At 66.7% G+C, this 23,202-nt stretch carries 26 protein-coding genes; 18 read left to right on the forward strand and 8 right to left on the reverse strand.

Translation table 11 applies throughout. The features are described 5' to 3' along the window. Positions 1-54: 54 nt before the first annotated feature. The 3 genes from CXZ05_RS00165 to purU form a co-directional block, all read right to left on the reverse strand. Entirely contained in the window at positions 55-375 is a 321-nt protein-coding gene (locus tag CXZ05_RS00165; protein ID WP_102970612.1) for a multidrug efflux SMR transporter, read from the reverse strand. Positions 376-559: 184 nt separating this feature from the next. Beyond that, positions 560-919 carry a class I SAM-dependent methyltransferase gene (locus CXZ05_RS00170; RefSeq protein WP_102970613.1) on the reverse strand — a complete coding sequence of 120 codons (360 nt, stop codon included), beginning with the start codon at positions 917-919 and terminating at the stop codon, positions 560-562. Between the two features lie 111 nt (positions 920-1,030). Continuing rightward, on the reverse strand, positions 1,031-1,891 hold the full coding sequence (gene purU / locus CXZ05_RS00175) for a formyltetrahydrofolate deformylase (protein ID WP_102970614.1): 861 nt from the start codon (positions 1,889-1,891) through the stop codon (positions 1,031-1,033). Positions 1,892-2,194: 303 nt separating this feature from the next. Here purU and glyA point away from each other — a divergent pair, with 303 nt between their 5' ends. The 13 genes from glyA (at position 2,195) to CXZ05_RS00240 (ending at position 13,946) form a co-directional block, all read left to right on the forward strand. Beyond that, a complete protein-coding gene (gene glyA / locus CXZ05_RS00180) occupies positions 2,195-3,499 on the forward strand; it encodes a serine hydroxymethyltransferase (protein ID WP_102970615.1) in 1,305 nt (434 codons plus the stop codon). A 3-nt stretch (positions 3,500-3,502) separates the two neighbouring features. After that, positions 3,503-4,402 (forward strand): bifunctional methylenetetrahydrofolate dehydrogenase/methenyltetrahydrofolate cyclohydrolase, encoded by a 900-nt coding sequence (locus tag CXZ05_RS00185; RefSeq protein ID WP_102970616.1) that lies wholly within the window; start codon positions 3,503-3,505, stop codon positions 4,400-4,402. Positions 4,403-4,507: 105 nt separating this feature from the next. Continuing rightward, entirely contained in the window at positions 4,508-5,704 is a 1,197-nt protein-coding gene (locus CXZ05_RS00190; RefSeq protein ID WP_102970617.1) for a sensor histidine kinase, read from the forward strand. Continuing rightward, complete coding sequence (locus CXZ05_RS00195; protein WP_102970618.1) at positions 5,701-6,366, forward strand: response regulator transcription factor; 666 nt, start codon at positions 5,701-5,703, stop codon at positions 6,364-6,366. Before CXZ05_RS00190 ends, CXZ05_RS00195 begins: the two co-directional genes overlap by 4 nt. 139 nt (positions 6,367-6,505) lie before the next feature. Then, positions 6,506-6,814, forward strand: a complete 309-nt coding sequence (locus tag CXZ05_RS00200) for an SHOCT domain-containing protein (protein ID WP_180987205.1) — start codon at positions 6,506-6,508, stop codon at positions 6,812-6,814. A gap of 176 nt (positions 6,815-6,990) precedes the next feature. Further along, the gene (locus CXZ05_RS00205; RefSeq protein WP_102970619.1) at positions 6,991-7,944 is read left to right on the forward strand and encodes an ABC transporter ATP-binding protein; all 954 of its coding nucleotides are present in this window, start codon (positions 6,991-6,993) and stop codon (positions 7,942-7,944) included. A gap of 13 nt (positions 7,945-7,957) precedes the next feature. Beyond that, the gene (locus tag CXZ05_RS00210) at positions 7,958-8,824 is read left to right on the forward strand and encodes an ABC transporter permease (protein ID WP_102970620.1); all 867 of its coding nucleotides are present in this window, start codon (positions 7,958-7,960) and stop codon (positions 8,822-8,824) included. Then, entirely contained in the window at positions 8,821-9,654 is an 834-nt protein-coding gene (locus tag CXZ05_RS00215; RefSeq protein ID WP_102970621.1) for an ABC transporter permease, read from the forward strand. Before CXZ05_RS00210 ends, CXZ05_RS00215 begins: the two co-directional genes overlap by 4 nt. 62 nt (positions 9,655-9,716) lie before the next feature. Next, positions 9,717-10,280: a hypothetical protein gene (locus CXZ05_RS00220; protein WP_102970622.1), complete on the forward strand. Its 564-nt coding sequence runs from the start codon at positions 9,717-9,719 to the stop codon at positions 10,278-10,280. Between the two features lie 10 nt (positions 10,281-10,290). Next, positions 10,291-11,124 (forward strand): exodeoxyribonuclease III, encoded by an 834-nt coding sequence (locus tag CXZ05_RS00225; protein ID WP_102970929.1) that lies wholly within the window; start codon positions 10,291-10,293, stop codon positions 11,122-11,124. A gap of 18 nt (positions 11,125-11,142) precedes the next feature. Then, positions 11,143-12,231, forward strand: a complete 1,089-nt coding sequence (trpS, locus tag CXZ05_RS00230) for a tryptophan--tRNA ligase (RefSeq protein ID WP_102970623.1) — start codon at positions 11,143-11,145, stop codon at positions 12,229-12,231. 16 nt (positions 12,232-12,247) lie between these two features. After that, positions 12,248-12,844, forward strand: coding sequence for a 2'-5' RNA ligase family protein (locus CXZ05_RS00235; protein WP_258006385.1), 597 nt, complete (start codon positions 12,248-12,250; stop codon positions 12,842-12,844). A 37-nt stretch (positions 12,845-12,881) separates the two neighbouring features. Beyond that, the gene (locus CXZ05_RS00240; RefSeq protein WP_180987219.1) at positions 12,882-13,946 is read left to right on the forward strand and encodes a YihY/virulence factor BrkB family protein; all 1,065 of its coding nucleotides are present in this window, start codon (positions 12,882-12,884) and stop codon (positions 13,944-13,946) included. Here the strand turns inward: CXZ05_RS00240 and CXZ05_RS00245 are convergent. The 5 genes from CXZ05_RS00245 to sdhC all read right to left on the reverse strand — a co-directional run bounded on the left by CXZ05_RS00245 (position 13,903) and on the right by sdhC (position 18,373). After that, positions 13,903-14,673: a S9 family peptidase gene (locus CXZ05_RS00245; RefSeq protein WP_102970626.1), complete on the reverse strand. Its 771-nt coding sequence runs from the start codon at positions 14,671-14,673 to the stop codon at positions 13,903-13,905. The two genes, CXZ05_RS00240 and CXZ05_RS00245, sit on opposite strands and share 44 nt — an antisense overlap. A gap of 132 nt (positions 14,674-14,805) precedes the next feature. Then, a complete protein-coding gene (locus CXZ05_RS00250) occupies positions 14,806-15,588 on the reverse strand; it encodes a succinate dehydrogenase iron-sulfur subunit (RefSeq protein ID WP_102970627.1) in 783 nt (260 codons plus the stop codon). A gap of 1 nt (position 15,589) precedes the next feature. Further along, complete coding sequence (sdhA, locus tag CXZ05_RS00255; protein WP_102970628.1) at positions 15,590-17,392, reverse strand: succinate dehydrogenase flavoprotein subunit; 1,803 nt, start codon at positions 17,390-17,392, stop codon at positions 15,590-15,592. Between the two features lie 105 nt (positions 17,393-17,497). Beyond that, complete coding sequence (locus tag CXZ05_RS00260) at positions 17,498-17,989, reverse strand: succinate dehydrogenase hydrophobic membrane anchor subunit (RefSeq protein WP_102970629.1); 492 nt, start codon at positions 17,987-17,989, stop codon at positions 17,498-17,500. Positions 17,990-17,992: 3 nt separating this feature from the next. Next, a complete protein-coding gene (gene sdhC / locus CXZ05_RS00265) occupies positions 17,993-18,373 on the reverse strand; it encodes a succinate dehydrogenase, cytochrome b556 subunit (RefSeq protein WP_076798412.1) in 381 nt (126 codons plus the stop codon). Positions 18,374-18,630: 257 nt separating this feature from the next. Between sdhC and CXZ05_RS00270 the strand changes: the two genes are divergently transcribed. The 5 genes from CXZ05_RS00270 (at position 18,631) to CXZ05_RS00290 (ending at position 23,164) form a co-directional block, all read left to right on the forward strand. After that, positions 18,631-19,764, forward strand: coding sequence for a mannose-1-phosphate guanylyltransferase (locus tag CXZ05_RS00270; RefSeq protein WP_102970630.1), 1,134 nt, complete (start codon positions 18,631-18,633; stop codon positions 19,762-19,764). 135 nt (positions 19,765-19,899) lie between these two features. Then, the gene (locus CXZ05_RS00275; protein ID WP_102970631.1) at positions 19,900-21,099 is read left to right on the forward strand and encodes an amidohydrolase; all 1,200 of its coding nucleotides are present in this window, start codon (positions 19,900-19,902) and stop codon (positions 21,097-21,099) included. A 125-nt stretch (positions 21,100-21,224) separates the two neighbouring features. Next, positions 21,225-21,659 carry a MarR family winged helix-turn-helix transcriptional regulator gene (locus CXZ05_RS00280; RefSeq protein ID WP_102970632.1) on the forward strand — a complete coding sequence of 145 codons (435 nt, stop codon included), beginning with the start codon at positions 21,225-21,227 and terminating at the stop codon, positions 21,657-21,659. A gap of 48 nt (positions 21,660-21,707) precedes the next feature. Then, complete coding sequence (locus CXZ05_RS00285) at positions 21,708-22,139, forward strand: organic hydroperoxide resistance protein (protein ID WP_102970633.1); 432 nt, start codon at positions 21,708-21,710, stop codon at positions 22,137-22,139. Continuing rightward, a complete protein-coding gene (locus CXZ05_RS00290) occupies positions 22,136-23,164 on the forward strand; it encodes an NADP-dependent oxidoreductase (protein ID WP_102970634.1) in 1,029 nt (342 codons plus the stop codon). The genes CXZ05_RS00285 and CXZ05_RS00290 overlap by 4 nt, the downstream gene beginning before the upstream one ends. The last annotated feature ends 38 nt before the right edge of the window (positions 23,165-23,202 follow it).

The raw sequence follows: 23,202 nt of genomic DNA on the forward strand, positions 1-23,202 counted from the left end.
TCCCGGCAGAATGAAGTCCGCTGCCACGGCGTCCCGGTCTGAGTCCGGCGGCCGTCAGTGGGTTCCGCCGACGTTCAGGACGACGACGCCGGCGACCACCAATGCGATCCCGAGGACCTTCATGAGGTTCAGTTCCTCGCCGAGGAAAACGGCGCCGATGGCCACGATGGCAACCGTTCCAAGGCCCGACCAGAGGGCATAGGCGACGCCGACAGGCACACTTTTGACCACCTGCGACAGCAGCGCGAAGGCAACGCCGTAGGCCCCCAGGCACCAGACGCTGGGCCAGAGCCGGCTAAATCCCTCTGTCGACTTCAGCAGGCTGGTGCCTAGAACCTCCGCGGCGATCGCCAGTGCCAGATACACGTAGCCCAAGAAGTGTTGTCCTCTCTCATTGCTGGGGCGTAACCGGCGTGCCGCCGGCGCTTCGCACCCAACCACTCCCATCCTAGGTGCGCGCGGAACGGCGGACTCACCCAAGGGTCCGCGAGAGCTCCTGGCCGATAACCCGGGTGCCTTCGGGGAGTACTCCCGGGTTGGTGCGCCGTGCTGGCCGCGCTCAGGGGAGGACGACGGCGATTGGCGCACCCGGTTCTGCCACCCGCTCCAGCTCCCGCACGACGTCGTCCGCCTGGTCTGCCGTAAGGCCCTCCAGCGACTGGACCGCCCAGACTGCGGGGAACGTATTCGCGGCGAACGGCAGGCACGTGGGCTCCGCCACTGACACGCTCAGGCGGCGGGCCATGGCGTAGCGGACGTTGCCGTCGAAGGGATCCACGCCCGTGTAGTGGATGCCGGCCTGGACGAACCGGAGGCCGTCGTCGCCCGGGCCGCAGCACACGTCCAGCACGGCGTGCCTGCCCTGTGCCTTGAGCAGGGCGATGAAGGGTTCCAGCGAAGTTTCGGTCAGCAGAGTCATCCTGTTAACCAGTCTTGGTTAAAACCCGCTGAGTGTGAACCGCTACGCCGCCCAGGGAACCCAGAACCGCCGCCGCTGGCACAATGCCGGCGGCGGGTGGTTTAAGAGTGATCAGTTAAAGACGACCGTCCGGTTGCCGTCCAGGAGCACGCGGTGTTCGGCGTGCCACTGCACGGCCTGGGCGAGAGTGCGGCCTTCCACGTCCCGGCCCATCTGCACGAACTGCTCCGGCGTGCGCGCGTGGTCCACCCGGATGACTTCCTGCTCGATGATCGGGCCCTCGTCCAATGCGGCGGTGACGTAATGCGCGGTGGCACCGATCAGCTTCACGCCGCGGGCATGGGCCTGGTGGTAGGGCTTGGCGCCCTTGAAGGACGGCAGGAAGGAATGGTGGATGTTGATGGCCTTGCCGGTCAGCTCCGTGCACAGCTCGTCCGAGATGATCTGCATGTAACGGGCCAGGACGGTCAGTTCGACGCCCTCTTCAGCGATGATCTTGCGCAGCTGGTCCTCGGCCTGCGCCTTCGTGTCGGACGTCACCGGGATGTAGTGGAACGGGATGCCGTAGAACTCGGCCAGGCCGGCCAGGTCCCGGTGGTTGGAGACAATAGCGGGAACCTCGATGGGCAGCGTGCCCGAGCGCTGCAGGAACAGGAGGTCGTTCAGGCAGTGGGCGGACTTGCTTGCCATCAGCAGGGTACGGACCTTCCGGCCCACAGGGTTCAGGTTCCACTGCATGCCGAAGGCATCGGCCACTGGCTCCAGGGCAGCCACCACCTCGGTCTGAGGGGCGGTGGTGGTGGCTTCCACGCGCATGAAGAAAGTGCCGGTGGACTCGCTGCCGTACTGCTGGGAGTCCGTAATATTGCAGCCGGCCACGAGCAGAGCGCCGGCAACGGCGTGCACAATTCCAGGGCGGTCGGGGCAGGAAAGGGTTACTACGTACGATTTGGCGAGCTGGTCTTCATTCACGAAGAACAGCCTACCCGCGCGTCGGCGCCGCTTTTGATAGTGTGGTGGCGTCGCAACTGGCGTTTGGGTGGCTAACCACCAGGGAGCGGCATTCACGAAGACCACGGATCGTACGCCTGGGCCGAGGGTCATGTTTTGCCGGTAGCGCTGCGCTTCTCGAAGAGCAGCCACCCAGTGCGCTGCGGCGCCCTTAACAGACGTGCGCCCGGAAGCGTTTCCGGATGGTGGTCATCGAAGGGCGGAGCAACGTTCAAGCCGGTAGCCTGACCTTTAGCAGTGCCCATCCCTAGCCAGGAGTTCTTCGTGACTACTTCACCGACTTCCGTTAGCACCTCCTTCGTCAGCAATCAGCCGCTGGCTGAGCTCGATCCCGAGATCGCCGCAGTACTGGACCAGGAACTCGGCCGCCAGCGCGGCACCCTGGAAATGATCGCCTCCGAAAACTTCGCGCCCCGCGCGGTCATGGAAGCCCAGGGCTCCGTTCTGACCAACAAGTACGCCGAGGGCTACCCGGGCCGCCGCTACTACGGCGGCTGCGAGTACGTGGACGTGGCCGAGCAGCTGGCCATTGACCGGGTCAAGGACCTGTTCGGCGCCGAATACGCCAACGTCCAGCCGCACTCCGGCGCGCAGGCCAACGCCGCCGCGCTCTCCGCCATGATCACCCCCGGTGACAAGATCCTGGGCCTGTCCCTGGCCCACGGCGGACACCTCACGCACGGCATGAAGCTGAACTTCTCCGGCAAGCTCTACAACGTGGCCGCCTACCAGGTGGAGCAGGACAACTTCCGCGTCGACATGGACAAGCTCCGCGAGCAGGCCATCGCCGAAAAGCCGCAGGTGATCATCGCCGGCTGGTCCGCCTACCCGCGCCACCTCGACTTCGCCGCGTTCCGTTCGATCGCCGATGAAGTGGGCGCCCTGCTCTGGACAGACATGGCGCACTTCGCCGGCCTCGTGGCAGCAGGCCTGCACCCGAGCCCGGTCCCGTACTCCGACGTCGTCACCTCCACCGTGCACAAGACCCTGGCCGGCCCCCGCTCGGGTGTGATCCTGGCCAAGCAGGAGTGGGCCAAGAAACTCAACTCCAACGTCTTCCCGGGCCAGCAGGGCGGACCCCTCATGCACGTCATCGCCGCCAAGGCCGTGGCCTTCAAGATCGCCGGCACCGCCGAATTCAAGGAGCGCCAGGAGCGCGTCCTGGAAGGCGCCAAGATCATCGCCGACCGCCTCAACCAGTCCGATGTTGCCGAGGCGGGCGTCTCCGTCCTCACCGGCGGCACCGACGTTCACCTGGTGCTGGTCGACCTGCGCAACTCGCAGCTGGACGGCCAGCAGGCCGAGGACCTCCTGCACTCCGTGGGCATCACCGTCAACCGCAACGCCGTGCCGTTCGACCCGCGCCCGCCGATGGTCACGTCCGGCCTGCGCATCGGCACCCCGGCCCTGGCCACCCGCGGCTTCGGCGCCACCGAATTCACCGAGGTCGCCGAGATCATCGCCACCGCACTGAAGGCCGGCTCCGCCACGGACGTTGAGGCCCTGCAGGCCCGCGTGGACAAGCTCGCCGCCGACTTCCCGCTGTACCCGCAGCACGAGCAGTGGTGATCCATGACTGAAACCGCAAAAACCGCGCAGATCCTTGACGGCAAGGCTACCGCCGCTGCTATCAAGGCCGAGCTGACCGAACGCGTGGCCGCACTCAAGGCCAAGGGCGTCACTCCGGGACTGGGCACCATCCTGGTGGGGTCTGACCCCGGCAGCACCTGGTACGTGGGCGGCAAGCACAAGGACTGCGCCGAGGTGGGCATCAACTCCATCCGCCGTGACCTGCCCGAGGAAACCACGCAGGACGAGCTCCTGGCCGTGGTCCGCGAGCTGAACGACAACCCGGAGTGCACCGGCTACATCGTCCAGCTGCCGCTGCCCAAGCACATCGACCAGGACGTCATCCTGGAGGCCATGGATCCGGAGAAGGACGCCGACGGCCTGCACCCGATGAACCTGGGCCGGCTCGTGGCCAACATCAGCGGCCCCATGAAGTCCCCGCTGCCCTGCACGCCCAAAGGCTGCGTGGAACTGCTCACCCGGCACGGTATTGACCTGAAGGGCAAGCGGGTCCTCGTGGTGGGCCGCGGTGTGACCATCGGCCGCCCGGTTGGCCTGCTGCTGACCCGCAAGGATGTCAACGCCACCGTGGTGCTGGCACACACCGGCACCGCCGACCTGCCTGCCGAACTCCGGCAGGCCGACGTCGTGATCGCCGCGGCCGGCGTGCCGCACCTGGTCAGGGCGGAGGACCTGAAGCCGGGCGCCATCGTGCTCGACGTCGGCGTCAGCCGTGTGGACGACGGCACCGGCAAAGCCGTGGTCACCGGAGACGTGCACCCCGACGCTGCCGACGTCGCCGCCTGGCTGTCCCCGAACCCGGGTGGCGTGGGTCCGATGACGCGCGCCATGCTCCTGGCCAACGTGGTGGAAACCGCGGAACGCCAGGCGGGCATCGCTTAAGCGCTCCCCACCCGCCCCGCTGTAGGGCGTCTACTCCTCCGGGAGTAGGCGCCCTACGCCCTTAAGCCGACGACGGCCCGGGGCTTCCCGGCTAGGCTCGGACGTATGCAGCGCCGTTTCCGGGGACCGCCCACAGCAGCCATCGTGGTTGCCGTGGCCGTCTTCGAGGTGGTGGGCACCGTCTTCGCCTCCGCCCGCCAGCCGGACCACCGGCCGCTGGATGCCCTCGCGTTCGTCTTGCTGCTGGCCGGTCCGGTCTCCCTGTCGCTGCGGCGCCGCGCCCCGCTGGTGATGCTTCCTGCCGCGGCGGCGTCCGTCGCGGCGTATCTGGCGCTCGGCTACGCGTGGGGTCCGGTGTTCCTGTCCCTGGCGCTGGCGATCGTGCTTTCCGCGGCGGCCGGGAAGCGCTGGCAGACCTGGACCGTGGCCGGCGCATGCGCAGCCGTCCTGGTGGCAGGCGCAGCAGCCGGTGGCGACGAGTTCGCCCTGATCCGGGCGTTTGCCGGCACCTCGTGGCTGGCTATTCTTGTGCTGCTGGGGGAGGGCGTGCGGCTGCGCACCGAACGGGTGGCGGAACGGCGCCGCCAGCATGAGGCCCGCGAACAGGCCGCCCGGGACGAGTACCGGCTGACGCTCGCCCGGGACATCCACGACGTCGTCGCCCATTCCCTCTCACTCATCAACGTCCGCGCCTCGGTGGCGCTCCACCTGGGGGAGAAGGACCCCGCCCAGTTCCGCCCCGCGCTGGAAGCCATCAAGGCCGCGAGCAAGGATTCGCTCGCTGAGGTCCGCCAGCTCCTGGGCGTGCTCCGCGAGGACGCCCCGCTGAGCCCTGCTCCGCCGCCGCGGCTGGACAGGATTCCCGGGCTCGCCGACGACGCCCGACGCGCGGGGCTCGAAGTCAGCCTGACCCAGCCGGAGGCGGCCGCTGTGCAGCAGCTGCCGGACGCCGTCCAGGGAGCCGCATACCGGATCGTCCAGGAGGCCCTGACCAACGTGGTGCGGCATTCCGGAGCTCGGAAGGCCGCCGTCGTCCTTGCCCTGCAGGGCACGGCGCCGGTGGGGAACCCCGGAAAGCAGCTCACCGTGACCGTTGACGACGACGGCGCCGGGGCCACCGGAGTGCCCGAAGGCAACGGGGTGACGGGGATGCGGGAGAGGGCGGCCGCCGTGGGCGGCTCGCTTCAGGTTGAGCCCCTAAACCTCGCGCCGCTGCATCCTGGCTGGCGGGTCCGCGCGGTGATACCGGTCACCGGGCCGCTGGCCGGCCCCTTGCCGGGATCCGAACGGGAGGCACAGTGATCCGCATCCTGCTGGCTGATGACCAGAATCTCATCCGCGCGGGTTTCCGGGCCCTCCTGAACGCCGAACCGGACATGGAGGTGGTGGCCGAGTGCGGGACCGGCCGCGACGCCGTCCGCCTCGCGGCCCGGGAGCGTCCCGACGTGGTGCTGATGGACATCCGGATGCCCGAGACGGACGGGCTGGAGGCCACCCGGAAAATCATGGCGGACCAGGGCCTCGCGGGCACCCGCATCATCATCCTCACCACCTTCGAACTGGACGAATACATCGCGGAGGCGGTGCGGGCCGGGGCAGCAGGGTTCCTGGTGAAGGACACCGAACCCGAGGAATTGCTCCGCGCCGTGCGCGTGGTCCACGACGGCGACGCGCTGCTCTCGCCGTCGGTCACCCGGCGCATCATGGCCCAGCTGGCGCTGCAGTCCCGGGCGACGGCGGCTCCAGTGTCGCTGGCGAACATCACCGAGCGTGAGCGCGAAGTGCTGCGGCTCGTGGGCGAGGGCCTGAACAACGCCGAGATCGCCGAGCGGCTGGTGATCACGCCGCTCACAGCCAAGACGCACGTCTCACGCATCATGACAAAACTGCTGGTCCGCGACCGGGCACAGCTGGTGGTGCTGGCCTACGAATCGGGGCTCGTCCGGCCCGGCTGGGCCGGCTGAGGCAGCAGGCACCTGACTCCCGGCGGAGTATGCGCGGCACCCAAGGTGACTCCCGGCGTCGGACGACCCGCCGCCGTCGGACGGCCAGACTCGAAGCAGAGCCGAAAGACGGCCCTTACCGAGATTTTGGGAGCACGACATGACTTCATCCCTAGCCACAGCGTTCGCGGTACAGTCCGCGCAACTGCTGGCCGATCCCGCCGCCCACGGCCCGTGGGGCACCGGATTCTCGCCGTGGTTCCTGCTGTTCCCGCTGTTCTGGATCCTGGTGATCGGACTGTTCATCTTCTTCGCCCGGCGCACCTGGCGCAGGAACCACGAGTGGGCTACAGCCCGCGGCGGCGAAAGCGTCCTGCGCGAGCGCTACGCACGCGGCGAAATAGACGAGACCGAATACCACCAGCGGCTGGAGGTCCTGCGCGGCGACTCGCGGGGGAACCGCCGGTAACGCCTACCGCAACGCGAGGTCAGATACCGCCCAATGGCGCCTCGGAATTGGGCGATACCTGACCCCGCGTTGCTTGTTCGGGTTTTTGAGATTTAGCTATTCCTTTGGCCCGCGCCGCGTACTAGCGTGATGGGGTGCCCGAACTCCATTCCGCCGAAGGAACGTCCAACAAGCCTGTGCCCGCTCACGAAGAAGGTCCCGAGCCGCCGCACTACGTCATCACCGCAGAGAACCTGACAAAGACCTACGGCGACGTCACCGCTGTCGACGGCATTTCCTTCCGCGTTCCCGCGGGGGAGTCCTTCGGGCTGCTCGGGCCGAACGGCGCGGGGAAGTCCACCACCATGAAAATGATCGGCGGAGTGTCCCAGCGGACGTCCGGGAACCTGACCATCATGGGGCTGGATCCCGAGCAGAACGGTCCCGAGGTGCGGGCGCACCTTGGCGTGGTTCCGCAGCAGGACAACCTCGACGAGGAACTCAAGGTCAGGGACAACCTGCTGGTCTACGGCCGCTACTTCGGCCTGCCCATGAGCTACCTCAGGCCCAAGGCCGACGAGCTGCTCGAATTCGCGCAGCTGACGGACAAGGCCAAGTCCAAGGTGGACGCCCTGTCCGGCGGCATGAAGCGCCGCCTCACCATCGCGCGCTCGCTCATCAACGAGCCCCGCATCCTGCTGCTCGACGAGCCCACCACCGGCCTGGATCCGCAGGCGCGGCACATCCTCTGGGACCGGCTGTTCCGGCTGAAGGAGCAGGGCGTCACGCTGATCCTCACCACGCATTATATGGATGAGGCCGAGCAGCTTTGCGACCGGCTGATCGTGGTGGACAAGGGCCGGATCATGGCGGAGGGATCGCCGGCCGCGCTCATCCGGGACTACTCCACCCGCGAGGTCCTGGAGCTGCGGTTCGGGTCGGAGCGCAACGCCAGCATCGGGGCCGAGCTCGAGGGCATCGGCGAACGCCTGGAAACGCTCCCGGACCGGGTGCTCATCTACACGCACGACGGCGAGTCCGCGCTGGAGGAAGTCTCAGCGCGCGGGCTGCGCCCGCTGACGTCGCTGGTGCGCAGATCCTCGCTGGAGGACGTGTTCCTCCGGCTCACCGGCAGGAGCCTCGTTGACTGAGCCGTCGGCTACTGTGCCAGCCACCGCCGTTTCAGCGGAAAGTACGACGGCGGGACGCGCCTTGCGTGCGCACCCTCCCGAGGTGTCGGCCGCCAAGGCGCGGCGCTGGGGCGCCTTCTACTACGCCGAGCAGGTCCTCCGCGTCATGAAGGGGTACGGCTGGTCGATCTTCCTGTACAGCGTGGGCCAGCCCGCCGCATACCTGTTCGCCATGGGCGTCGGCCTGGCCACGCTGGTGGACACCAACGCTGTCTCCGCGTTCGGTGGCGTCAGCTACATCGCCTTCATCGCGCCGGCACTGCTCGTCTCTGCTGCGGTAATGACCGCCGCCACCGAATTCACCTTCCCTGTGATGGACGGCTTCAAATGGCGCCGGGTCTACTACGGGCCGCACGCCTCCCCGCTCACCCCGGAGCAGATCGCGGCCGGGCAGATCATCGCGGTAACCCTGCGGTTCCTGCTGCAGTCCGTCATCTACTTCGCCATCGTGGCACTGTTTGGCGCATCACCCAGCGGCTGGGGCTGGGGCTCCGTGCTGGTGGCAACCCTGGCAGGGCTCTCGTTCGGTCTGCCGCTCATGGCCTACGCCGCATCGATCAAGGAGGACAAGGGCCAGTTCGCCATGGTGATGCGGTTCATCGTCATGCCGCTGTTTCTGTTCTCCGGCACGTTCTTCCCGCTGGACACCCTGCCCGTGCTGGTCCGCTGGATCGGCTGGATTTCGCCCATCTGGCACGGCACGGAGCTGGGCCGGGTGATGACCTTCGGCTACGAGGAATCCCCGGTGCTGACCATCATCCATATGGTGTTCCTGCTGGCCCTGGCCTGGATCGGCTGGGTGCTCACCAAGCGCCAATTCGTCAGGAGGATGGGACAGTGACACTCCTGACCCAGGGCCACGCCGTCACCGAGGAAGCCCGGAACCGGCGCTTCGGTCCGCTGTACTCGCGCAACGCCCGCGCGGTGATCGGGCGCGGGCTGATGGCCACCAAGAGCAGCAACTGGATGGTCATGCTGTCCGGGTTCTTCGAGCCGGTGCTGTTCCTGATTTCCATGGGCGTCGGGATGGGTGCCGTGGTGGGGTCCGTCGCCGGGCCGGGCGGCCAGGAGATCAGCTACGCAGCGTACATCGCACCGGCGCTCCTTGCGGTCTCGGCCATGAACGGGGCGGTGTACGACTCCACCTGGAATGTCTTCTTCAAGATGAACTTCGCCAAGCTTTACCAGGGGATGCTGTACACCTCGCTCGGGCCCCTGGACGTGGCCATCGGCGAGATCGTCCTGGCCCTGCTGCGCGGCCTGCTGTACGCCACCGGGTTCACGGCAGTCATGGGGCTGATGGGCCTGATCACCACCCCGTGGGCGCTGCTGATGATTCCAGCCTCGGTGCTGATCGCGTTCGGGTTCGCCAGCTTCGGCATGGGCATCACGAGCTTCATGAAGACCTTCCAGCAGATGGACTGGGTGAACTTCATCATGCTGCCGATGTTCCTGTTCAGTGCCACCTTCTATCCGCTGAGCGTCTACCCCGAGTACATCCAGTGGCTGATCCAGGCCATGCCGCTGTGGCACGGCGTGGAGCTGCTGCGGCAGATCAGCGCGGCTTCCTTCACCCCGGCGACGGCCATCCACGCGGGCTACTACCTGGTGATGATCGTGCTGGGCCTCATGCTCACCACCGGCAGGCTGCGGAGCCTGTTCCTGAAGTAGACAGGTGTTCGCCGCCGGTGGAAGCGTCCTGGGGCGGCCTGGGGATTTGAGAGAATAGCTTCATGCAATCTCTGGGCAGCTCCAAGTCTTCATCCACCACCGGCCGGGGCGGATTCTCCATGTTCCGCATCAGCGGTCCGGGCCTGCTGGTCCTGATCACTGCCTTCCTGGTGGCAGTGATCTTCGCGGCCAACCAGAACGACGTCGTGGGCTGGGTTGTTGCGGTCATCGCGCTGTTCTGGCTGGCGCTGGCTTCCTTCGTGGTCTTCAGCATCCAGCGGGCGGCCAAGAAGGCCGGGGCGAAGATCAACGAGGCGCACAACGCTTTCAACGCCGCCGCGGGCCGCGCGCCCTCCACCGTTTCGGCCGACCACGGCGGAACCCGCCTGGTCCGCGAACGCGGCGAGGCGGAGGAGATCCGGGACATGAAGCTGGACCACTCCTTCAAGATCGTGCAGGTGCAGGTGCGCGTGGTGGAGCAGGAGCATGCCAAGGGCACGGCCGCGGACCAGGACACCATCCGCCGCGCCCTGGAGACCATCGAGATCACCGCCACCAACGCGCGTGACATGATCAAGTCGTCCGGCGGCTCCGGCGAGCCCGTGACCGGAACCATCATCGACTAGAGTGGAACGGGTGAGCTCGGCATTGAAGAAGGACCACCTTCGCATCGCAACAGTCAACGTCAACGGCCTCCGTGCTGCCTACAAAAAGGGCATGTCCGAATGGCTCGCGACCCGCGAAGTGGACATCCTGACGCTGCAGGAAGTCCGGGCCCCTGACGCAATCGTCCGCCAGCTCATCGGCGAAGGGTGGCACATCCTGCACGCCGAAGCCGAGGCCAAGGGCCGCGCCGGCGTCGCCATCGCCTCCCGTGACGAGCCTCTCGTTACCCGCGACCACATCGGCGATGACTACTTCGCCACGGCCGGCCGCTGGGTGGAGGCGGACTTCCGGGTCCGCGACGCCGAGGGCAACGCGTCCCAGCTGACCGTAGTGAGCGCCTACGTGCACTCCGGCGAGGCCGGCACCCCCAAGCAGGAGGACAAATACCGCTTCCTGGATCTCATGAGCACGCGTCTGCCCGAGCTCACCAAGCACAGCGACCACGCCCTGGTCACCGGTGACCTGAACGTCGGCCACACCGAGTTGGACATCAAGAACTGGAAGGGCAACGTCAAGCGTGCCGGCTTCCTACCTGAGGAGCGCGCCTACTTTGACCGCTTCTTCGGTGAGGAGATCGGCTGGAAGGATGTTCACAGGGGCCTGGCGGGCAACGTCAACGGCCCCTACACCTGGTGGTCGCAGCGCGGCCAGGCCTTCGACAACGACACCGGCTGGCGCATCGACTACCACCTGGCCACCCCCGCCCTCGCGGCCGCAGCAGTTTCGGCCGTCGTGGACCGGGCGCCCTCGTGGGACACCCGCTTCTCTGACCATGCCCCGCTGGTAGTGGACTACCGGCTCTAGTTTCAAAGGTTCCGACGAATGATCTCCACTTCCACCGTGACCGACGCCGCAGCTGCGCAGCCCGAATCAGCAAACGGAACCCAGCCGGCCGCCGGGATCCGGCACCGGATCCTGTCCGGCATGCAGCCCTCCGCCGACTCGCTGCACCTTGGCAACTACCTCGGCGCCCTCGTCAACTGGGTTCGGATGCAGGATGAGTACGACGCCATCTTCTTCATCCCGGACCTGCACGCGATCACCGTTCCCCAGGACCCCGCCGAGCTGGCCCGCCGGACGCGGGTCACGGCGGCGCAGTACATCGCCGGCGGCGTGGATGTAGACAAGTGCACCCTGTTCGTCCAGTCCCAGGTGCCCGAACACGCCCAGCTGGCCTGGGTCCTGAACTGCATCACGGGCTTTGGCGAAGCGTCCCGCATGACACAGTTCAAGGACAAGGCGCAGAAGCAGGGCTCGGACCAGGCGAGCGTGGGCTTGTTCACCTACCCCATCCTGCAGGCCGCGGATATCCTGCTCTACCAGCCCCACGGCGTTCCGGTGGGCGAGGACCAGCGCCAGCACGTCGAGCTCAGCCGCGACCTCGCCACCCGGTTCAACTCCCGCTTCGGCGAGACCTTCACCGTGCCCAAGCCCTTTATCCAGCTGGAATCCGCGAAGATCTACGATCTGCAGAACCCCACCGCCAAGATGTCCAAGTCGGCAGAATCCCCGGCCGGCCTGATCAATCTGCTGGATGATCCGAAGGTCATCGCCAAGCGGATCAAGTCGGCGGTCACGGACACGGAAACGGAAATCCGGTTCGAGCGGGAAACCAAGCCCGGGGTCTCGAATCTGCTGACCATTTACTCGGCCATCACGGGCCGGTCGGTGGATGCGCTCGTTGGCGACTACCAGGGCAAGATGTACGGCCACCTCAAGGTGGACCTTGCCGAGGTGGTGACGGAGCGCCTGACCCCGATCCGCGACCGCGCGAACGAACTGCTGGCCGACCCGGCCGAGCTGGACCGGCTGCTGGCCCACGGCGCCGACAAGGCCCGCGCCATCGCCTCCGCCACCCTCGCGGACGTTTATGCCAAGACCGGCTTCCTGCCATATGCCGGAGCCCGCTAGCGAGATGCCGGCCCCCATGCCCGCCAACAGCGGAGTCAGCAACGGAATGAGCCTCGGGGTCATTCTGGGCTTCCCGCCTGAAATCGCCGAGGAGCTGCAGCGGTGGCGGGCGTCCTTCGGGGACCCCATGGCCACCGTCATCCCGGCGCACATCACGCTGGTCACCACCACGCCCACGCAGGACTGGGAAGCTGCCCGGGATCACGTGCGGGCGGTGGCCCGGACGCAGGCGCCGTTCATGGTGACCATCTGCGGCACGGGGTCCTTCCGGCCCGTCTCCCCGGTGGTCTTCATCAACGTGGAGGACGGGTTCCAGGAATGCGTCGACCTGCACGAAAAGCTCCAGACCGGACCACTCGCACGTGAGCTGCCTTTTGCCTACCATCCCCATGTGACCATTGCCCACGACGTCGCACCCGAGAGCCTCGATGAGGCCGAAACGGTGCTGAAAGACTACAGGGCCACCTTCCCCGTGGTTAGCATGGGACTTTACGAGCACGACACCGACGGTATTTGGCAGCTACGGGAAGAGCTTGACTTTGGTACCGAACCAGACGACGAACGGGACGCCCTCCGGGCACCAAACGCCGACGGAGCCACCGCTCCCCACTGAGCGTGCGCAGCTGCAGCTGGAGGTCATCCGCAAGCAGGTGCAGTGGGGCAAGGCCCGCAGGTCCGGCCAGGGAGCGTTTCCCCAGCTCATGGCCCTGGTGCAGTGGCTGCAGGCGCGGCTGAACGCCTTCCGGCCGATGCGGGCCTGGCAGCACTACACGCGCCAGCACGGCCCGCTGATGAGCGCGGGCACCGGCTTCAACATGTTCTTCTCCATCACCGGCCTGCTGGCCACGGGATTCTCCATCGCAGGGCTTGCCCTCCGCGGCCAGCCGGCACTCCTGGACCGGATCACCGCCAGCGTCGCCGAAAGCGCCCCCGGGCTGCTGAAGGTCGACGGCGGCGATGGGCTTGTCGATCCGAAGGACCTCCTGAACCCTGACGGTCTCGGCTGGACGGCAGTGATCGCCGCCGTCGTCACCGTCATTACGTCCCTGGGCTGGATCGCCGGCCTCCGGGAGGGGCTCCGCGGCGTGATGATGCTGGGCCCGCTAAAACTCAATCCGGTCGTCGTCAAACTGCACGACGCCGGCACCCTGCTGCTGCTCGGCGTCGCCCTGGTCATCAGTTCGGGTGCGTCGCTCGTGTTCGGCACCGCGGCGGGCTGGGCGATGGAGCAGCTCCGCCTGGACCCGGCCGTGGCGGGGCCGCTGGCGGCCCTGATCAAGATCGCCGTGCCGCTGGTCCTGAACTGGATCACGGCGCTGATCATGTTCCGCCTGGCAGGAGGCCTCAAGCTGTCCCGGCAGGCGCTGCTGGAGGGAACCATCCTCGCCGGACTGGGCACCACTGTCCTGCAGGTCTTCAGCACAGAACTGCTGGCCGGTGCCGGCCGCAACCCCATCCTGGCGCCGTTCGCGATCATCATCGGGCTGCTGATCTGGTTCAACCTGGTCAGCCAGGTCTACCTTGTGGCCGCGTCCTGGTCAGCCATCCGCGAGGGGGACCTGAAGGCCTCCCCCGCGGCCAAGACCGTCGGCTGGGGGTCACGGCAGGTGCAGCCCGGAAAGACGCCCGTAGAAGGGCTCCATCCGGCCGAGCACCCGCGCCCCGTGGGCGTCAGTGTCCGGCGTCGAGGTACTGGTCGGCCCACGCCGCGATAATCTTCGCGGCCCGCGCCGCCTGCCCCTTGCCGGTCAGCAGGTGGTCGCTGCCCTCCAGCGAGACGAAGTTCCGCGGGTGGCGGGCGGTCTGGAAGATCGTGCTGGCGTTCTCGATGCCCACGGTGTTGTCCGTGGGGGAGTGCAGGACCATCAGGGGCTTGTGCAGCCGCTTGATGCAGTCCGTGAGGTCGGCGTTCTCGAGGTCCTCCACGAAGTGCCGGCGGATCTCCACCCGCTTGCCACCCAGGTCCACCTCGGCACTGCCCTCGCTGAGGATCTTGTCCAGCGCCGCATCGAAGACGTGGGCTACATGCTTGGGGGAGAAGGGCGCCCCGACCGTGGCGACCGCATCCAGTTCCGGGATCTCGGACGCGGCAGCGAGGACGGCTGCACCGCCGAAGGAATGCCCCACCAGCAGGGAAATGGCCCGGCCCTCGGCCCGCATGTACTCCGCAGCCCGGACGGTGTCCGCCACCTTGTGGCTGAACGACCCTGCGGACCACTGGCCCGCAGAGCCGCCGAGGCCCACGTTGTCGAACCGGAGCATGCCGATCCCGTTGTCCGCCAGCGCCTTGCACATCCGGGATGCCGCGGGGCTGTCCTTGCCCAGGGTGAAGCCGTGCGAAAAGACGCCCCAGCCCTTCACCGGGCCGTCCGGCACATCGAGGATGCCGGAGAGCAGTTCGCCGGTGGTGCCTTCGAACGAGACTTTTTCGGAGCGGGACACGGTGTCCCCTTTCGTGTGATGCGAATGGCTCTAGTGGGAAATACGAGCGGCTTTATGAGGAAAACGACGACGGCGCCGCTCACCGTACGTTTACCGCACGTGGTGAGCGACGCCGTCGTCCGCGCTTAATCCTTAGATCTTGCGGGCCAGGATGGCCTGCTTGACCTCCGCGATGGCCTGCGTGACCTGGATGCCGCGGGGGCAAGCCTCCGAGCAGTTGAAGGTGGTGCGGCAGCGCCACACGCCTTCCTTGTCGTTGAGGATCTCCAGGCGCATGTCGCCGGCGTCGTCACGGGAGTCGAAGATGAACCGGTGGGCGTTCACGATCGCTGCCGGCCCGAAGTACTGGCCGTCGGTCCAGAACACCGGGCAGGAGGACGTGCACGCGGCGCACAGGATGCACTTGGTGGTGTCGTCGAAGCGCTCACGGTCCTCGGCGGACTGCAGGCGTTCCTTCGTGGGCTCGTGGCCCTTGTTGATGAGGAACGGCATGACCTCGCGGAAGGACTGGAAGAACGGCTCCATGTCCACAATCAGGTCCTTCTCCACCGGCAGGCCCTTGATGGGCTCAACGGTGATGGGCTTGGACGTGTCCAGGTCCTTCAGGAGGGTTTTGCAGGCGAGACGGTTGCGGCCGTTGATGCGCATGGCATCGGAACCGCAGACGCCGTGGGCGCAGGAACGGCGGAAGGAGACGCTACCGTCAATTTCCCACTTGATCTTGTGCAGGGCGTCCAGCACGCGGTCCGTGCCGTACATGGTCAGCTTGTAGTCGTCCCAGCGGGCTTCCGCGGAAACCTCGGGGTCGTAGCGCCGGACGCGCAGGGTGATGTCGAACGTCGGGATTTCCCCGCCGCCGCCAACACCGGCGGGAAGTTCGATCTTGGAGGCTGGCTCAGCAAGTTCAGCGGACATATTAGTACTTCCTCACCATCGGCTCGTAGCGCGTAAAGACAACCGGCTTGGTGGCAAGCCGGACACCGGCGATTGCCTCCTCCGCGGAACCGTCGGCCGGTGCGTGGTCTTCTTTGTACGCCATGGAGTGCTTCATGAATTTTTCGTCGTCGCGGTCCGGGAAGTCCTCGCGGAAGTGGCCGCCGCGGGATTCCTCACGGTGCAGGGCAGCAACCGTCATGACCCTGGCCAGTTCCAGCAGGAACCCGAGCTCAACGGCCTCCAGCAGGTCAAGGTTGAAGCGCTTGCCCTTGTCCTGGACGTTGATGCGGGTGTATCGCTCCTCGAAGGACTCGATGTCCCGGAGGACCTGGTTGAGCGTGTCAGCCGTGCGGAACACCTGCATGTTGGCGTCCATGGTGTCCTGCAGTTCCTTGCGGATCTGGGCCACCTTCTCGTCGCCGGTGCCGTTGCGGGCGATGTTGAGCAGCTCAATCGTGTAGGCCTCCGGGTTCTCCGGCAGCTCCACGAAGTCGGCCGTCTTGGCGTATTCGGCGGCGGCAATGCCGGCGCGCTTGCCGAACACGTTGATGTCCAGCAGGGAGTTGGTGCCGAGGCGGTTAGAGCCGTGCACGGAAACGCAGGCCACCTCGCCGGCGGCGTAGAGGCCCGGAACCACGGTGTCGTTGTCCTGCAGGACCTCGGTGGTGATGTTCGTCGGGATGCCGCCCATGGCGTAGTGGGCCGTCGGGAACACGGGAACCGGCTCCGTGTAGGGCTCCACGCCGAGGTAGGTGCGGGCGAACTCGGTGATGTCCGGCAGCTTCGCGTCGATGTGGGCGGGCTCAAGGTGCGTCAGGTCAAGGAGCACGTAGTCCTTGTTCGGACCGCAGCCGCGGCCTTCGCGGACCTCGTTGGCCATGGAGCGTGCCACGATGTCACGCGGGGCGAGGTCCTTGATGGTGGGGGCGTAGCGCTCCATGAAGCGTTCACCCTCGGAGTTGCGCAGGATGGCACCTTCACCGCGGGCGGCTTCGGACAGGAGGATGCCCAGGCCTGCGAGGCCGGTCGGGTGGAACTGGAAGAACTCCATGTCCTCCAGGGGGATGCCGCGGCGGAACGCGATGCCCATGCCATCACCGGTCAGGGTGTGGGCGTTGGAGGTGGTCTTGAAGACCTTGCCGGCGCCGCCGGAGGCGAACACCACGGACTTGGCCTGGAACACGTGCAGCTCGCCGGAGGCGAGGTCGTAGGACACGACGCCGGCCACGCGCTTCTGCTTGAACGGCGTGCCGTCCTCGCGTACGGCGTCTTCCTCGACGGTCAGGAGGTCCAGGACGTAGTACTCGTTGTAGAACTCAACGTTGTGCTTGACGCAGTTTTGGTACAGGGTCTGGAGGATCATGTGGCCCGTGCGGTCGGCGGCGTAGCACGCGCGGCGCACCGGAGCCTTGCCGTGGTCACGGGTGTGGCCGCCGAAGCGGCGCTGGTCGATGCGGCCCTCGGGCGTGCGGTTGAACGGCAGGCCCATCTTCTCGAGGTCCAGCACTGCGTCGATGGCCTCTTTGGCCATGACCTCGGCGGCGTCCTGGTCAACCAGGTAGTCGCCGCCCTTGATGGTGTCGAAGGTGTGCCATTCCCAGTTGTCTTCCTCGACATTGGCCAGGGCTGCACACATGCCGCCCTGCGCCGCACCCGTGTGGGAGCGGGTGGGGTACAGCTTGGTCAGTACTGCTGTTCGCGCACGCTGACCGGATTCGATCGCGGCGCGCATCCCGGCGCCACCGGCACCGACGATGACGACGTCGTACTTATGGACCTGCATACCAGACGCTCTTTCTCTCAAAATTCGCAATAAAACAGCGGGCGGTCTGAGCCGTCTCCGCACAAAATTGCGGCCCGCCAACGGATGGCGGGCCGCCACGGGATGCTACGCGGGGCAGAAGCCGCCGGGCAGCTGGACGCCGTCCACTACCGGGCACGGGTTGAAGGTGAAGATCACCAGGGTGCCGAGGATGATGATGACGGCGGACGCTGCGTAGAGGACCATCTTGAGCCAGAAGCGGGTGGAGTCCTTCTCGGCGTAGTCGTTGATGATGGTGCGCACGCCGTTGGTGCCGTGCAGCATGGCGAGCCACAGCATGGCCAGGTCCCAGAACTGCCAGAACGGATCTGCCCACTTGCCGGCGACGAAGCCGAAGTCGATGGCGTGGATGCCTTCGCCCACCAGGAGGTTCACGATCAGGTGGCCGAAGATCAGCACCACCAGGACCACTCCGGAGAGGCGCATGAACAGCCAGGCCAGCATTTCGAAGTTGCCGCGCGAGTTGCCGTTGCGGCGGTACTTCGGGGCGATCTTGCCGGACTCGGGCTTGCCGGCGATCTGTCCGCTGCGCGGGGACTGGATCTCAGTTGCAGACATGGCTTAGTGACCTCCGAGCGCGAGGGACAGGTGGCGGATGGCGAAGGCGACCATGGTGACGACCCACAGGCCCAGCACCACCCAAAGCATCTGGCGCTGGTACTTGGCGCCCTTCTTCCAGAAGTCGACGGCGATGATCCGCAGGCCGTTGAAGGCGTGGAACACGATCGCTGCGACGAGGCCCGTTTCACCCAGGGCCATCAGCGGGTTCTTGTAGGCGCCGATTACGGCGGTGTAAGCCTCAGGCGACACCCTCACCAGGGAGGTGTCCAGCACATGGACCAACAAGAAGAAAAAGATCACTACACCAGTAATGCGGTGTCCAACCCAAGACCACATGCCTTCACGGCCGCGGTACAAGGTGCCAGCTGGTTTCGTCGGCACTGAATAAACCTCCCTGCAAAACAGTGGCGCTGGCGTGGGATCCACGCGGGGGGAACGCCTACTGCGAGAGCACTCGTAGCTCAGGCCTAAATCTAGGCTTCGCTCACAGCTTATTCAATTCAGGCGTTCCTTGCCCGCCACGTACTGTACGGATTTTCGGCTATTTTGAGACGAAGACCACATCTGTTGCCACTGTATCCACATGCTGGCCGGCCGCGAAAGACCGTCATGAGGTGCGTCGGCTAAAGTAGGCCTTGATGAGTAACGACAAAGTGACAAGCCAGGATTCACCTCTCAGCCGTTTTATCGCTGTGATTCCTGCAGGCGGTGTGGGGACCCGCCTCTGGCCTCTGTCACGTGCAGCAGCTCCCAAGTTCCTTCATGACCTCACCGGTTCCGGCAGCACGCTCCTGCGTGCCACCTACGACCGCCTTGAACCGCTGGCAGGCAACCGCGTCCTCGTGGTCACCGGCGTGGCGCACCGGACCGCCGTGTGCAGCCAGCTGCCCGAGGTTCAGGACGGCGACCTCGTGCTCGAGAGCGAACCCAAGGACTCCGGGGCCGCCATCGGCCTGGCCGCAGCCATCCTGCACCAGCGGGATCCGGACGTCATCATGGGTTCCTTTGCCGCGGACCACGTGATCAGCCCCGACAGTCTCTTCCAGGACGCCGTCCGCGAAGCCATCCACACCGCAGCAGCCGGCAAGATCGTGACCATCGGCATCAAGCCGACGCACCCGTCCACGGGCTTCGGCTACATCCGGTCCGGAAGCTCGCTGCACATCCCCGGCGCGCCCAGCGCCCAGGCGGTAGTGGAGTTCGTGGAGAAGCCGGACGAGGACGTCGCCGAGCAGTACGTGGACAGCGGCGAGTACGTCTGGAACGCCGGCATGTTCGTGGCGCCCGTTTCCCTCATGCTCAAGCACCTGGAAGCGAACCAGCCCGAGTTGTTCACTGGCCTCCAGGAAATCGCCCAGGCCTGGGATACCCCCCAGCGGGACGAGGTCACCGCCCGGATCTGGCCAACGCTGCCCAAGATCGCCATTGACTATGCCGTGGCCGAGCCCGCAGCGGCCGCCGGGGACGTCGCCGTCGTACCCGGCTCCTTCCGCTGGGACGACGTCGGTGACTTCGCCTCCGTGGGCCGGCTCAACAGCGCCAAAGAAGTGGACGAGGTGACGGTCCTCGGCGAGGGCGCCCGCGTCTTCACCGAAAACGCCAGCGGCGTGGTGGTCTCGGACACCAAGCGTGTCATCGCGCTGATCGGCATCAAGGACGTCGTCATTGTGGACACCCCGGATGCGCTGCTGGTCACCACCAAGCAGCACTCCCAGCGGGTGAAGCAGGCGGTGGACGCGCTGAAGGCCAGCGGCGACACCGACGTTCTCTAGCAAACCGACCTCTTATTGGAGGGCGCCGCCGATAGTCCGGCGGCGCCCTCCAATATTGCGTTAAGCGGGGATGACGGACACGTAACGCGGAGAAGGCGATGCCGCTAATTATTCCGGCCTCGCTACAGTTGAGGTGTGCGCAATTACACTACTGAAGCTGAGCCCACCGCCCTGGTGGGGCCGTGGCTCGAGCCCCTGCTGCCGGAACTGATCGATTTTCGCCGTGACCTGCATGCGCACCCCGAACTGTCCTTCAGGGAATTTCGGACCACCGACAAGCTGGCCGAGCGGCTGGAGGCTGCCGGCCTCCAGCCCCGCCGGCTGGAGGGCACCGGCCTGACCGTGGACATCGGTGAAGGTCCGATCGCCACGGCGCTGCGCGGCGACATCGACGCGCTCCCAATCATCGAGGAAACAGGACTCCCGTTCGCCTCGAAGAACCACGGCGTCACGCACGCCTGCGGCCACGACGTGCACACCACCACCATGCTGGGCATCGCGCTGGTGCTGCACCGCATGCACCAGGAGTCCCCGCTGGGCGGCACGGTGCGCATCATCTTCCAGCCGGCCGAGGAAACCATGCCGGGCGGGGCGCACTCCTGCATCGAGCAGGGCGTCCTGGAAGGCGTGCCCCGCATCCTGGCACTGCACTGCGACCCGCGCATCGAAGTCGGCAAGATCGGCACGCGCATCGGCGCCATCACCTCGGCGTCGGACACCATCAGGATTGAACTGTCGGGCCGCGGCGGGCACACCTCCCGCCCGCACCTGACCGAGGACCTTGTTTTCGCGCTGGCGCAGATTGCCGTGAACGTGCCGGCCGTCCTGTCCCGCCGGGTGGATGTCCGCAGCGGCGTCTCGGTGGTGTGGGGACACATCTCCGCGGGCTCGGCACCCAACGCGATCCCCGGCACCGGATACATGGCAGGGACTATGCGGTGCCTGGACCGGGACGCCTGGCACAGTGCCGGTGAACTGCTGGATGAAGTGGTGCACCAGGTGGCCGCGCCCTACGGCGTCGACGTGCGGCTGGAGCACACCCGGGGCGTTCCGCCGGTGGTCAATTCAGAGCACGAGACTGCTCTGATCGAGGCCTCCGCGCGCGCCGAGATCGGCGAGGGCGCAGTGGTGCTGACGCCGCAGTCCATGGGCGGGGAGGACTTCGCCTGGTTCCTCGCCGAGCTGCCGGGGGCCATGATGCGCCTCGGCACCAAGACTCCCGGCGGCGAGGAGTACGACCTGCACCGCGGCGACTACATCCTGGACGAGCGTGCCCTCGGCTTCGGTATCCAGGTCCTCACCGCCGCAGCGCTCCGCACCATCCGCGACCTCTAGACCCCGCAGCACCTTCCAGCGCGAACGGACATTTAAGCCCCGATCCGAGGGCCGCAAGTGTCCGTTCGCGCTTCCTTTGCTCAGGTAAGTTGTGCACAATTGAATTGTCCGCTACCGTTGTAGGCATGCCCGATGCTCCCCGTCTCGACCGCCAAGTGTGCTTTGCCCTCTACTCCGCCTCGAGGGCTGCTACGGCCGTCTACCGCCCGCTCCTGGACGAGCTCGGCCTGACGTACCCGCAGTACCTCGTCATGCTGGTGCTCTGGGAAAACGAGCCGCGCGGCGTGCGGGAACTGGGGGAGGAGCTTGGGCTCGACTCCGGAACCCTCTCGCCCCTCCTCAAGCGGCTCGAAGCGCTGGCCCTTGTGGAGCGGCGGCGCTCGGCCGAGGATGAACGCCGCGTCGCCGTGCACCTGACCGACGCCGGCAAGGCCCTGAGCAGCAAGGCCTCCGGAGTGCCCCAGCACCTCGCTGCCGCGGCTGGCCTGAGCCCCGGCGAGCTTGACCAGCTGCGCGAAACCCTCGGCAAGCTCACAGCCGCCCTGCACAATTCGCTCTAGGCAACCCCCAAGACACCAAAACAGACCTCCCCACCAGAAGGAATCATCTTGAAGACTCTCTACACAGCAGAGGCGCTGGCGTCCGGCGAAGGCCGCGACGGTTCCGCGCGTACCAAGGACGGCAAACTCGACGTCACCCTCGCCAGCCCGGTGGAGCTGGGCGGCAGCGGCCAGGGCACCAACCCGGAGCAGCTGTTCGCCGCCGGCTATGCGGCATGCTTCCACTCCGCCCTCCGCGTGGTCGGCCGGCAGGCCCGGGCAGACCTCACGGACTCCGCCGTCGCCGCCAAGATCCACTTCGGCGCCCTTGAGGACCGCGACGGCTACGGGCTGGCCGCCGAACTGGAAATTGCCCTCCCCGCACTGGACCGAGGCACTGCCGAGAGCCTCATGACCAAGGCGCACAGCATTTGCCCGTACTCCAACGTGACGCGCGGCAACATGGACGTCGCACTCACGCTCGTGGAGTTCGCAGCGTGAGCGCCGGCGCAGCAACGGAACTGCCGGTGACCACTCGGGAGATCCAGCTGGCCTCCCGGCCGGAAGGGCGGCCGGTTCCGGAGAACTTCAGGCTCGCCGAGACGGCAGTTCCGGCCCTCAAGGAAGGCGAGGTCCTGGTCCGGAACCTATTCATCTCGGTGGACCCCTACATGCGCGGCCGCATGAACGACGCCAAATCCTATTCAGCGCCGTTTGCGCTGGACAAAGCGCTCGACGGCGGTGCGGTGGGTGAGGTGATCGCGTCCCGGTCCGATGCGCGCAAGGTGGGGGACGTCGTCGTCCATCAGCTCGGCTGGCGGGAGCATGCGGTGGTGGACGCGGAACGGATAACTCCCGCGGACACGAACCTCGCCCCGGCCTCAGCCTTCCTGGGCGCGTTGGGCATGACCGGACTCACGGCGTACGCAGGCCTCCTGAAGGTTGCGGAGTTCAAGCCCGGAGATGCCGTGTTCGTCTCGGGCGCCGCTGGTGCGGTGGGCTCGCTCGTGGGGCAGATCGCCAAGGCGATGGGGGCCTCGAAGGTGATCGGCAGCGCGGGCACGCCGGAGAAAGTTGCGCGGCTGCTGGACCTGGGCTTCGACGCGGCGTTCAATTACCGCGATGCCCCGGTCCTGGACCAGCTGAAGGCCGCCGCCGGCAGTGGTGGCATAGACGTGTACTTCGACAACGTCGGCGGCGACCACCTCGAAGCCGCACTGTCCGTCCTGAACGTGGGCGGCCGCGTGGCCATGTGCGGCGCCATCGCCCAGTACAACTCGACGGAGCCGCCGGCCGCGCCGCGCAACCTCGCCGTGGCGATCGGGAAACAGCTCACGCTACGCGGGTTCCTGGTGGGCGGCCAGCGGCAGCACGCCGCCGAGTTCGCCGGGCGGATGGCCGGCTGGCTGGCCGACGGCACCGTCCGCTACGACGAGACCGTGGTTGACGGCCTGGAGAACGCGCCACAGGCCTTCATGGACATGCTCGACGGCGGAAACACGGGGAAGATGCTCGTCCGGCTTTAGCCCGTGCAGCTGCCGTCATCCCCGAGCGCAGGGATCCC

This window comes from Arthrobacter sp. AFG20, from assembly GCF_002892795.1.
Classification (GTDB): Bacteria; Actinomycetota; Actinomycetes; order Actinomycetales; family Micrococcaceae; genus Arthrobacter.